The sequence below is a fragment of the Embleya sp. NPDC127516 genome, from assembly GCF_044765325.1.
GTDB lineage: Bacteria > Actinomycetota > Actinomycetes > Streptomycetales > Streptomycetaceae > Embleya.
On the sequence record NZ_JBIWJT010000022.1, the window covers coordinates 189834 to 201523 of the forward strand.

11 protein-coding genes are annotated in these 11690 nt (G+C 72.1%); 4 read left to right on the forward strand and 7 right to left on the reverse strand.

The window, feature by feature from the left end:
- Positions 1–324 precede the first annotated feature (324 nt).
- Positions 325–1311: a GlxA family transcriptional regulator gene (locus ACIRL2_RS35230; protein ID WP_395859466.1), complete on the reverse strand. Its 987-nt coding sequence runs from the start codon at positions 1309–1311 to the stop codon at positions 325–327.
- A gap of 131 nt (positions 1312–1442) precedes the next feature.
- Between ACIRL2_RS35230 and ACIRL2_RS35235 the strand changes: the two genes are divergently transcribed.
- The 4 genes from ACIRL2_RS35235 (at position 1443) to ACIRL2_RS35250 (ending at position 5466) form a co-directional block, all read left to right on the forward strand.
- Positions 1443–2372, forward strand: coding sequence for an NAD-dependent epimerase/dehydratase family protein (locus ACIRL2_RS35235; RefSeq protein ID WP_402237696.1), 930 nt, complete (start codon positions 1443–1445; stop codon positions 2370–2372).
- Between the two features lie 52 nt (positions 2373–2424).
- Positions 2425–3174 (forward strand): hypothetical protein, encoded by a 750-nt coding sequence (locus ACIRL2_RS35240; RefSeq protein WP_402237698.1) that lies wholly within the window; start codon positions 2425–2427, stop codon positions 3172–3174.
- Positions 3175–3236: 62 nt separating this feature from the next.
- The gene (locus ACIRL2_RS35245; RefSeq protein ID WP_402237699.1) at positions 3237–4652 is read left to right on the forward strand and encodes a tetratricopeptide repeat protein; all 1416 of its coding nucleotides are present in this window, start codon (positions 3237–3239) and stop codon (positions 4650–4652) included.
- 118 nt (positions 4653–4770) lie between these two features.
- Complete coding sequence (locus ACIRL2_RS35250) at positions 4771–5466, forward strand: hypothetical protein (RefSeq protein ID WP_402237701.1); 696 nt, start codon at positions 4771–4773, stop codon at positions 5464–5466.
- Between the two features lie 48 nt (positions 5467–5514).
- Here ACIRL2_RS35250 and ACIRL2_RS35255 read toward each other — a convergent pair whose 3' ends face one another.
- The 6 genes from ACIRL2_RS35255 to ACIRL2_RS35280 form a co-directional block, all read right to left on the reverse strand.
- The gene (locus tag ACIRL2_RS35255) at positions 5515–6618 is read right to left on the reverse strand and encodes a DNA cytosine methyltransferase (protein ID WP_395859472.1); all 1104 of its coding nucleotides are present in this window, start codon (positions 6616–6618) and stop codon (positions 5515–5517) included.
- A gap of 9 nt (positions 6619–6627) precedes the next feature.
- Positions 6628–7059 (reverse strand): very short patch repair endonuclease, encoded by a 432-nt coding sequence (locus tag ACIRL2_RS35260; protein ID WP_395859897.1) that lies wholly within the window; start codon positions 7057–7059, stop codon positions 6628–6630.
- 106 nt (positions 7060–7165) lie between these two features.
- Positions 7166–8281, reverse strand: a complete 1116-nt coding sequence (locus ACIRL2_RS35265) for an ATP-binding cassette domain-containing protein (RefSeq protein ID WP_395859473.1) — start codon at positions 8279–8281, stop codon at positions 7166–7168.
- On the reverse strand, positions 8278–9168 hold the full coding sequence (locus ACIRL2_RS35270; RefSeq protein ID WP_402237704.1) for an ABC transporter permease: 891 nt from the start codon (positions 9166–9168) through the stop codon (positions 8278–8280). Before ACIRL2_RS35270 ends, ACIRL2_RS35265 begins: the two co-directional genes overlap by 4 nt.
- A complete protein-coding gene (gene modA, locus ACIRL2_RS35275; RefSeq protein ID WP_402237707.1) occupies positions 9165–10010 on the reverse strand; it encodes a molybdate ABC transporter substrate-binding protein in 846 nt (281 codons plus the stop codon). Before modA ends, ACIRL2_RS35270 begins: the two co-directional genes overlap by 4 nt.
- A gap of 25 nt (positions 10011–10035) precedes the next feature.
- Positions 10036–10464, reverse strand: a complete 429-nt coding sequence (locus ACIRL2_RS35280; protein WP_395859901.1) for a molybdopterin-binding protein — start codon at positions 10462–10464, stop codon at positions 10036–10038.
- Positions 10465–11690: the final 1226 nt, after the last annotated feature.

Consider the following 11690-nt stretch of genomic DNA (forward strand, 5'->3'; position numbering starts at 1 on the left):
CCGCGCGCACCGACCGGGCTTGCTCGTCCCTTACGCGGCCGGCCGGTTGCGCGTCCCCTACGGGTTCGGGGTCGAGCCGGTCTCTCCGAGCCGGGGCGCTTGGCCCCTACGGGGCAGGTCACCCATCCGCTGCGGGATCGCGGCCGCAGTCGAGTCGGGCACAGCGGAGCGGGTTGGTCCTGTGGTGCGCGGGTGGCGGGCGCGTAGCGGACGTGCAACCCGCGCGCGTAGCGGACGGCCCGACCGTGACCGCGTAGCGGGCATGCAACCCCGGGCGCGCGACCGGCTTGCCGTCCCCTACACGCCCGGCCGATTGCGCGTCCCCTACGGGTTCGGGGTCCGGGCGCCGGTGGCCGCCGGCTCGGTGGGGATGCGGGTGAACGCCGCGCGATAGCCGCTGGGGGTCAGGCCGGTGCGGCGGACCAGGTGTTTGCGCAGCGAGTCGGTGGTGCCGATGCCGCTGTGGTGTGCCACCAGTTCCATGGACAGGTCGGTGGTCTCCAGCAACTCCCTTGCCCGATCCACCCGTTGGTGGAGCAGCCATTGCAGTGGGCTGAGGCTCGTCTCGGCGTGGAAGCGTCGGGTGAGGGTGCGCACGCTGGTGCTCGCGTGCGCGGCGAGGTCGGCCAGCGTGAGCGGTTCGTCGAGCCGGGCCAGGGCCCAGGCCCGGGTGCCGGCGAGCGACACACCGCTTTCCGGTGGGAGCGGTGATTCGATGAACTGGGCCTGGCCGCCGGGGCGTACCGGCGCGGCGACGACCAGACGCGCGACCGTGTTGGCCGTGGCGGCGCCGTAGTCGGTCCGGATCAGGTGCAGGCACAGGTCGATCCCGGCGGACAGACCGGCGGAGGTCAGGATCGGGCCGTCCTCGACGTACAACACGTCCGGCCGCAGGTCCACGGCCGGGAAGCGGCGGCGGAACTCCTCGGTCATCATCCAGTACGTGGTGGCCGCGCGCCCGTCCAGAAGGCCCGCCTGGGCCAGCACGAACGCGCCGGTGCAGATCGACGCCATCCGCTTCCCCGCCGCCGCGGCGTCACGCAGCGCGGCCAGGACGCGCGGGTCGGCATCGGCGCGCGCACCCGTGCCGGTGACGATCACCGTCTCGGCGTCGTCGATCGCGTCGAGGCCGTGCGACACCACGATGTCCAGGCTGCCGGTGCCGACCACGGCGCCGGGCTCGGCGGTACACACCCGCACCCGGTAACCGGCCGCGCCCTCGACCAAGTCGACGCCACCGAGCACCAGTTCCGGGATGGACAGGTCGAACGTGGTCACCGGTGGCACGGCCACAACGGCTATTCGATGCATGGCCCGAACCTCCGGATGTTTGGCATTCCGGCCACTACCGTACGCCCCGACGCGGGCGGGAGGGTGATCACGTCCTTCTCGGACACCTCTACTTCCCCTTCGCTTCCCCTTCTCCCCTTCCCGGAGCCCTGATGTCCTCGTCATCCGTCTTCCACGTCGTCGTCGGTGCCGGTGCCACCGGCTCGGCCACCGCACTGCTGCTCGCCGAGTCGGGTGAGCGGGTCCGGGTGGTCAGCCGCCGCGGTGGCGGCCCGCCGCATCCGCTGATCGAACGTGTCGCCGCCGACGCGACCGATACCGCCCGCCTGATCGAGCTCACGAGTGGCGCGCGGACGTTGTTCAACTGCGCGATGCCGCCCTACGATCGCTGGCCCATCGACTGGCCGCCGCTGGCCGCGGCGATGTTGACGGCGGCGGAGCGCACGGGGGCGCACTACGTGATGCTCGGCAACCTGTACGGCTACGGCCCGGTGGACGGGCCGATGACCGAGGACCTGCCGATGGCCCCGACCACCGTCAAGGGCCGCGTCCGCGCGGAGATGTGGACGAACGCGCTGGCCGCGCACGACGCGGGCCGGGTCCTGGTCACCGAGGTCCGGGCGAGCGACTTCCTGGGTGCGGGAGCGGGCTCGTTGTACAACTTCCTGGTCGTCCCGCAGGTGCTCGCCGGCACCCCGGCCGCGATCCCCGGCGACCTGGACGCGCCGCAGAGCTGGTCCTACATCGGCGACGTGGCCCGCACCCTCGTCGCGGCGGCGCGGTCGGCCGAGTCCTGGGGACGGGCGTGGCACGTACCGTCGTCGACCGGCTCCATCCGGGACCTCACCGCACGCCTCGCCGAGCTGACCGGCTCACCCGTCCCCCGGCTGACCCGGTTGACGGCCGAGGAGGTGCGCGCGATCGGCCTGGAGAACCCGATCATGGCGGAGGTCGAGGAGATGCTCTACCTCACCGAGGGCGCGTCCATCCTCGACGCGACGGTGACGACGAAGATCCTGGAGGTGTCCGCGTCACCCTTGGACACCGCGTTGCGCGAACTGGGCTCTCCGGTGGGCGAATAGGCGTCGCGCCCGGCCCGGCCGTGTTCCCGTCCCGTTCCGACACACTTGTCTCATGGACGACGACGCGGAGCACGCCCGGGCCTGGCTCGCCATCGAAGGCATCACCGAGTCCGACGACGGCACGTGGCGAGACGCCGAGACACCCGACGAACCGATGACCGGCAACGAGCTGGCGCATTCCTGGGTTGATGTCGCGATCACGGATCCGGACCTGGACGGGGCCGGGCGGTTGCGGCTCGCGTTCGGGTTCCTGGACCTGTTGGACGACTATTGGGTGACCTGCGAGATGCGTTTCGCGCTGGCGAGCAGGACCGACCCGCCTCCCGCGGACGTGTTCTGGGCCGGCTACCGCGCCCGGTTGGAGGCGGAACGGGAGTACGCGGCGGTCGGTTACTCCCTTTGGGTGGACTGGTTCGAGGATCGAGGCACCGTGGAGCGGGCGTTCGCCGAGGTGCTGGGCAACGATCTCGACCGGTTGGGTCGAGTCGCCCGGGACGAGCCGTTGTTCCGGCGGGCCGGCCGTGTGCTGGAGTGCTCGGGCCCGGTGCCGTGGCCGCTCAAGTACCCGGTGTACCAGGCCGCGGCGGCCCGGCCCGAGCTGCACCCGGCCCTGTTCCAGGGGCTTCGGGGCAGCTACGGGGATGTCCACGGCAGCCTCGACACGGCGGCCGGCCTCGCCCTGCTCGGCCGGCTGCGCCTGCCCGCCGACACCCCCGACGTCGAGCGCCTGCGTACCGTCCTGGCGGCGGGCCACAACAACCACTACCGGTCCCCGGGCGCGTGGGAGGCCGCCGCGTCCTGAGTTCGCGCGATCCGCGAGGCGTGTTTAATCGGGTCTCATCGGCGCGACGGAAGGACCCCGCGATGGGCACGGTGGATCGGCACGGGCTCGAACTGTCCGGCATGGGTCCGGAGGCGGTCCGGCACTATGAACGTGCGCTCGACGCGCTGTTGTTCTTCCGGCCCGAGGTGAGCACCGAGGTCGAGGCGGCGCTGCTGGCCGATCCGAACGCGCCGATGGCCAACGTGTTCGCGGCCTATCTGGGCCTGCTGGGCACCGAGTCGGTGGACGCCGCCGCCGCGAACGAGCGCTACGCCGCGTTCGTGCCGACCCCCACCCGGGTCGGCGCCCGCGAGGTCGCGCACATGCGGGCCGCCGAGGCGTGGCTGGCCGGCGACATCCACCGGGCCGGCGACATTCTGCACGAGTTGGTCGTGGCGTACCCCCGGGACGCGCTCGCGCTGCTGGTCGGCCATCAGATCGACTTCCTCACCGGCGACGCGCTGCGCCTGCGCGATCGGGTCGGCGGCGCGCTGAGCGCGTGGGATCGGGACGATCCGCACTACGGTCCGGTGTTGGGGATGGCCGCGTTCGGCCTGGAGGAGACCGGCCACTACGCGCGCTCCGAGGAGGCCGGGTCGGCCGCCGTGGCCGCGAATCCGCGCGACGTGTGGGCGATCCACGCGGTGGTGCACACCTACGAGATGCAGGGCCGGTTCGCCGAGGGCATCCGCTACCTGGACGCCCGCACCGCCGACTGGACGGGCGGCAACTACCTGAACGTGCACAACTGGTGGCACTACGGCCTGTTCTCGATCGAGGCCGGCGCGATCGATCGCGCGCTGGCCATCCACGACGCGGTACTGCACAACGACAAGTCGCTCGGTGTCGCGATGGAACTCCTGGACGCCTCGGCCCTGTTGTGGCGCATTCACCTCACCGGCAACGCGCAGGTCGAGCGCTGGAACCGGCTCGCCGACGCGTGGGCGGCCCGCGCGGACGTCCCGTATTACGCGTTCAACGACACGCACGCCGTGATGGCCTACCTCGGCGCCGGCCGGATCGCCGCCGCGCAGGCGGTGATCGAGGACCGCGAGAGCCGGCTCGGCACACCCCACCGAGAGGTGGCCAACGACCGGATGACGGCGCAGGTCGGCCTGCCGGTCTGCCGCGCGCTGGTCGCCTTCGAACAGGGCCGGTACGCGGACACCGTCGACATCCTCGTCCCGATCCGGCACCACCTGAACACCTTCGGCGGCAGCCACGCCCAGCGCGACGCGATCCAGCAGACCCTGGTCGAGGCGGCGCTGCGGGGGAACCGGCACAACCTGGCCCGGACGCTGCTCAGCGAGCGGATCAATCTCCGCCCGACCAGCCCGTACAACTGGCTGGGCCGGGCCCGCCTGGCCGACGCCCTGGGCCGGTCCGCCGAGGCCGCCGAAGCTCGCGAGCGCGCCGCCGAGCACAGGGCCGCGATCACGGCGGCCTGGGGGCGCTGACCCGGGCCGACCACGCCCGCGCCCCGTGCGCGAGAATTGCGCACTCGTCCCGGGCCGAACCGATCGGCCCGCGACGCCATCGACCGCACGGGATCGACCGCACAGGAGAGTGGCACGCATGGGTGAGTCCTCGGCAACCGGTTCCGGAACTCGGCGCCGGGTTCCGGACGATCAGGGACTGCTCGCCGCCGCCGCGCGGAGCCCGGGCGGCTCGGTCGCCGAGATCGATCCGGCGTTCGCCGACGACCCCAACGGATACGTGCCCGGTGAGGCGATCCGAGGCGCGTGGGTGGTCGGTCCGGACGGGCTGCTGACCGGCGAGTACCGGGAGAACCCGCACCACGGGCCGCCGCGGGACGACTTCACCAAGCTGCTCGAGGACGACGCGTGGTTCGGCTGGCTCGGCGAGGACCCGGCCGGCGCGATCCGCGAATCGGTCACCGAGTGCTTCGGGGACCAGGCTCCGGGCGCGGTGCTGACCTGGATGAAGGTGCTGGAACCGCCGCGCTGCGCGACCACCGGTCGGCCCGCCCCGGACAACGAGCAGTTTCTGATCCCCACCCGGGCCGGCGTGGCCGTCTGGTTCGCGGCGCAGATCAGCGCGCCGGACCGGGCCCGGGCCACGGTGTGCGGCATCTTCACCTGGGTCGCGATCCACCTCGACGCCCCGGACGATCGCCGGGACCGCGTCTGGCTCGACCTGGACGCGGACCTGGACTGGGCGGAGCAGCAGCTCCCGCCCCGGATGTACGGCTTGGACGCGGAGACGGGCGACGCGGGGACGGGCGACGGCGAGGGTGCCCCGAGCGCCTGAGCCGCGACCGGCGGGCCTCGCTCCTCCCGCGCCCGCGCACTCCGTGCGCTACCGCGCCGCCAGCAATCGCGGCTTCAAGTGCCGGGCGATCGCCTCCGCGAGCCCGGGCGGCACCGCGTTGCCGATCTGCCGGGCGATCTCGGTCTTGGAGCCGCACCACACGAAGGTCTCCGGGAAGGACTGGAGCCGGGCCGCCTCGCGATGCGTGATCGGGCGGTTGACCCGGTCGGTCGGATCGTCCGGATTCCACTGCGGGTGCAGGTACTGACCCTTCTCCGGCTTGTAGAACTCGGTCCGGATGGTCAGGGACGGGTGGTCCCAGCGCATCCGGCCCATCACGTCCGTCGTGCCGGTCTTCTTGTTGCGCCAGCAGTCCGGCAGCAGGTGGTCCGGCAGGTCGAATCGGCCGCCGCCGGGCGGGACGCAGTCGTAGCGCAGCAGCGAACGCTCGATCGGCGTGCGGGCCAGGTGCAGGTCGGCCTCCTTGAACACGCCGGGCACGCTGCGGCCGAAGAACTCGGTTTTGGCAACCGGCAGGCTGGTCGTACCGGGGACCCTCGGCAGGTGCTCGATCGCGTCGCGGACGGTATTCCAGCGCAGTGGGCGGCCGGGGCCGTGGGTCGGCTCGGGGACGGTGATCTCACCGATCCGGGAGCCGATCACGATCGCCCGCTTTCGCCGCTGCGGAACGCCGTAGTCCACCGCCGGGAGCAGCGCGTCGGTCAACACGTACCCCTCCAGGAGGCCGCCGGGCCGAGCCTCCGCGAGCAGCAGCGCGAACTCGGCGGACTTCTGGAAGCGGTCCACGTTCTCGATCACGAACACCTTGGGCCTGGCCCGGCGCACGAAGCGCAGGTATTCCTTCCAGAGCTTGTTGCGCGGGTCCTCGACGTTGCGGCTGCCCAGGTTGGAGAAGCCCTGGCAGGGCGGGCCGCCGATGATCAGGTCGGCGCGCGGGATGTCCCTGTCCGGGATCTCCGCGATGTCGCCCCAGCGCATGTGCGCCTCGCCGAAGTTGGCGGCGTAGGTCGCGGCGGCGTGCAGATTCCACTCGACCGCCATGACCGGCCGAAAGCCCTTCGCGGCGGTGAATCCGGACGTCATTCCACCGCAGCCCGCGAACAGGTCGATCATGGTGATGGGTCGTGCCATGCGGACAGGTTAGCCGGCCGCGCGTCGGGCGATCACCGCCTCCCGCACCCTGGCCGCCGCCGTGACCGGGTCCTCGTGCTCCCAGACCCGCACGACCAGCCAGCCTGCCTCCGCCATCCGTCGGTCGGTGTCGGCGTCGCGGGTGCGGTTTCCCTCGATCTTGGTCTTCCAGAACTCGGCGTTGCGCTTGGGCCAGGTCCCGTGCACCGGGCAGCCGTGCCAGAAGCAGCCGTCGACGTAGACGGCGACCTTGGCCGGGCCGAACACGACGTCCGCCTCGCGGCGGATGCCCTTGAGCGGGCGGCGGTGCACGCGGTAGCGCAGGCCCATGCCGTGCAACACGCGTCGCAGCGCGACCTCGACGCCGGTGTCCTTGCTGCGTTGGCGACTCATCCGCGCGCGGGTCGCATCCGTGGTGGTCAGGCTCGTCACGAAGACCATGGTGCACGGTCGCACTGTCATCGGGCGCGCCGTCGGCGGGCGCGCTGCCGTTGGTCGCGCCGTCATCGCACCGGGGAGGGCGAGGCCGCCGGGCCGGGTGCCTCGCTCAGGCCGGGTACGCCCGCGCCTCGGTCGCCTTGACCGCTGCCCACACCGGCTTGCCGGGCGCGAGTTCGAGTTCGGCGACCGCGAGCGGGGTGACGTCGGCGAGCAGCGGGACGGGGCCAGTCAGTTCGATCCGGACGGTGTCGCCGTGCAGTTCCATGCCGCCCACCTCGACCTGCCACAGGTTGCGCGGGCTGCCGTCGGGCCGGCTCCGGTACAGCGTTACCGCGGCCGGTGGGAAGGCCACGAACACCTCGTCCGCAGCCGGTAGTTCGGCCACCACCAGGCGCTGCCCGCCGGGCAGGTCGACGCCGCCGGCCGAGGTGGTACCCCGGTACAGGTTCAGGCCCACCAGGCGCGCCACGTAGTCGGTACGCGGGTGCCGGGCCACCTGGGCCGGCGTACCGTCCTGGACCGCGTGCCCCGCCTCGATCACGGTGAGCCGGTCGGCCAGCACCATCGCGTCCAGCGGGTCGTGGGTGATCACCACCGCGACCCCGTCGAAGTCGGCCAGGTGCCGGCGCAGCGTCGCGCGCACCTCCACCCGGGTGCGCGCGTCCAGCGCGGCCAACGGCTCGTCCAGGAGCAGCAGTCGCGGATGGGTGGCCAGCGCGCGGGCGAGCGCGACCCGTTGCGCCTGTCCGCCGGAGAGCCGGCCCGGCTTGACGCCGGCGTGTTCGCCCAGACCGACCCGGTCCAGCCAGTCCGCCGCCAGGCCGCGGGCCTCGCGTCGGCCGACGCCCTGGCAGCGCGGGCCGAAGGCGACGTTCTCCAGCGCGGACAGGTGCGGGAAGAGCAGGTAGTCCTGGAAGACCACGCCCACCGGTCGCCGCTCGGGTGGCGTGTACAGCCGCCGCTTCGGGTCCTCCAGGTCGACGCCCGCGAGCCTGGTGTGGCCGCCGGCGCCGAGCGGGACCAGGCCGGCCAGGGCACGCAGCGCGGTGCTCTTGCCGGCGCCGTTGGGGCCGAGCAGCGCGACCACCTCGCCGGGTGCGGCGGTCAGGTGTACGTCCAGGCGGAACGCGTCGCGGGTGACGACGAGGTGGGCGTCGAGGCCGCCGGCGTGGTCCGGGGCGGTCGATTCACTCGCGCCGGCCGCTTCGTCCGGGCCGGTCACGAGGTGGTCATCCAGCGTTCGCGCAGGCCGGCCAGGATCAGCACGGACACCGCCAACAGCACGAGGGAAAGCACGATCGCCGCCTCCGGGTCGGTTTCCAGGGCCAGGTAGACGGCGAGCGGCATGGTCTGGGTCTTGCCCGGGAAGTTGCCGGCGAAGGTGATGGTGGCGCCGAACTCGCCGAGCGCGCGGGCCCACGCGAGCACCGCGCCGGCCGCCACGCCGGGCGCGATCAGCGGCAGGGTGACCCGGCGGAACGCGGTCCAGCGGGACGCGCCGAGCGTCGCGGCGGCCTCCTCGTAGCGCGGATCCGCCGCCCGCAGCGCGCCCTCGACGCTGATCACCAGGAACGGCATGGCCACGAACGCCTCGGCCACGATCACGCCGGTCGTGGTGAACGGCAGCGTGTAGCCGAAGGTCTCGTCCAACCACTCGCCCACGATGCCCCTGCGGCCGAGCACCAGGAGCAGCGCGACACCGCCCACCACGGGCGGCAGCACCAGCGGCAGCGTGACCAGCGCGCGGACCAGTCGGCGGCCGGGGAAGTCGGTCCTGGCCAGCAGCCAGGCCAGCGGCACCCCCAGGACCAGCACGACGCCGGTGGCCACGGTCGCGGTGAACAGCGAGAGCTTGAGCGCCTCGCGGACCTCGGTACTGCCGAGCTGACTCCCCAGGTCGCTCCACGGTGCCCGGATCAGCAGCCCGAGCAGCGGCAGCACCAGGAACACCAGGCCGATCAAGCCGGGTACGAGCAGGGCCAAGGGTGCGCCGCCGCGTCGGGGGTGATCGGCCCGCCTGCGTCCGAACGGCGTGCGCCTGGCTTGCTCGCGCACGGCTTGCTCGCGCCTGGCCTGCTCGCGGCGGCGGACCCGGGGAGGTTGGCTCACGGTGTCTGGAAGCCCGCCGTCGTCAGGGCCGTGCGGCCGGGCTCGGACAGGACGTACGCCACGAACGCCTTGGCCGCGTCCGTGTTGGGCGCCTTGGCGAGCGGGACGATCGGGTACGTGTTGACCGCCTGCGCGGACTCGGGGAAGTCCACGCCGACCGCCTTGGCGCCGGCCGCCTTGACGTCGGTGCGGTAGACGAGGGCCGCGTCCACCTCGCCCAGGGTGAGCTTGGTGAGTGCGGCCTTGACGTCCTGTTCGAGCGTCGAAGGAGTGAACTTGACCCCGGCCGCGTCGAGGGCCGTCTTCGCGGCGGCGCCGCACGGCACCTGCGGTGCGCACTGGGCGACCTTGAGGCCGTCCTGCTTGAGGTCGGCGAGCGACTTGATGTTCTTCGGGTTCCCCGGCGCGACCGCGATCTGCAACGTGTTCTTGGCGAAGGCGGCGGGCCTGCCGTCGGCGCTCTTGGCGTCGGTGACGAGCTTCATGTTCTTCTCGTCGGCGGAGGCGAACACATCGGCGGGCGCGCCCTGGTTGATGCTCGCGGCCAGGGCCGAGCTGCCGAGGTAGTTGAACTTGACCGTGACACCCGGGTGCGCGGACTCGAACTGCTTGCCCAGCGCGGTGAACGTCTCGGTCAGCGAAGCCGCGGCGAACACGGTGACGGTGCCCTTGAGCGGCTTGGCGTCGGCGGCGGGCGCGGACGCGCCGGCACCGACCGGCGGCGTGGCCCCGCCGACCTTCTTGTCGTCCTTGTCGTCGTCGCTGCCGCATCCGGCGAGCGCGATCAGCGCAGCCGCGAGCAGCGCCGCCGAAACCGCACGTCCGGCCCGCACCGTGCCCATGGCACCCATCGTGTCGACTCCCCACCTATTCGAGGGAGTGCTCACGCGCGCCCTCGGTCCGCTCCACCATGACATTCGTCGACTTCACCACTGCCGTGGCGAGCACCCCGACCCGCAAGCCGAGTTCGTCCGCGGCCTCGGCGCTCATCAGCGAGACCACCCGGTACGGCCCGGCCTGGATCTCGACCTGGGCCATCACCGTGTCCTTGCGGACGTCGGTGACGATGCCGCGGAAGCGGTTGCGCGCGGACGACCAGCCGAGTCGCTCGCTGTCCGCGCGGGCGTCGCCGGCGGCCGCCGAGCGGGCGAACGCGGCCAGCGCCGCACCCTCCACCACCCGCCGACCGTTCTCGTCCCGCCGCGCGTCGAGCCGACCGGAGTCCACCCACCGCCGCACCGTGTCCGCGCTCACTCCGAGCAGAGCCGCCGCGTCACCGATCCCGAACATGTTCACGGCCGGGATCCTAGTCACGAGCGCCTCTCCCACCGAGCGAAGCCGATACCCGCAAACCACGGCAGAAGCCGCCACTTGCGGATCATCATCCTTGCAGATGCGAGGATCATTCGACCATAGGGGTCGCAGATTCGATGGAATCAGGCACTGTGTCAGGAGGCCGTGTCGGACGTTGCCGCTGTTCGCGTCGACTCGCGGGGCGGCCGGTTCAGTGTGTTCGGTGGTACTCGGCGAGGGTGGTGAACGCGGCCTTGGGCTCCCAGGGCAGGTCGGGGTAGGCGTCCCCGTGGCGGTTCTCCAGGACCTTGACGATGCCGTAGCTCGCCAGATCCAGGTCGTCGCGGGGTCGCCGTCGGGGCGGTGCGGGCGGGAGTGCAGCGCGAAGAGGAACACGAAGGTGCTGTCGACGCCTCCGGCGTCGAACGCCTCGAGGAGTTCGCGCATGTAGCCGGCCTGTCCGGCGTCGTCGCGGACGTACTCGCCGTTCAGGTGGATCGGTGCGCCGGTGTCCTTGTCGTGCTCGACGATCTCCAGGCCACGCGCGCCCGTGTCGCCCGCGCCGCGGAAGCATGCGGCACCGAACTCGGTGATGGCGAACGGCTTTTGTTGCGACGCGACGAGACCGTGGACGCCCTCGGCGAACTGCGCGGCGGTATCGGCCGACCGGTAGAGGTCCAGGGACACGGTGTCGAAGGGCGTCCAGTCGACGCGTTCCAGCGGTACGGCGGCGTAGGTGATCCGGCCGCCGAATCGTTCGCGGACGAGGGCCGCGACCTTGCCGAGGAAGTCGTTCACACACGCGCCGATTTCGGCGATGTGCTCGCGCAGGCGGTCCGGGGGCCAGTAGTTCGACCCGCTCGTTTCCGCCCGGCCCGGCGCCGGCCCTGGACCAGCCACATCACCGACGCCCTCGAACGGCGCGCACTCCTGCCGAGCCCCGGATAGCCGACGGATTCCTCGTTCATACGGCAGCAGCTCAACACCCGGAGCAGTGGAACGCGGCACCACCCCGAGACGACACTCGGGTTCTTGGCCCGCCCAGCCTCGGCCCAATGCACGAAACGGTCCACCAACTCCGCCGGCGGACCGTCGCGAAAGGTCGAGGTTGGATAGCTCAAGCCAAAGGCGTGCTTAGAAGTCGTTTCATTTGGCATATTGGCGGTAGCAGATCAATGCGGCAGCGATGCTGACGAACGCGCCGAAGTGCGCCGCCTTGACCTCGTATC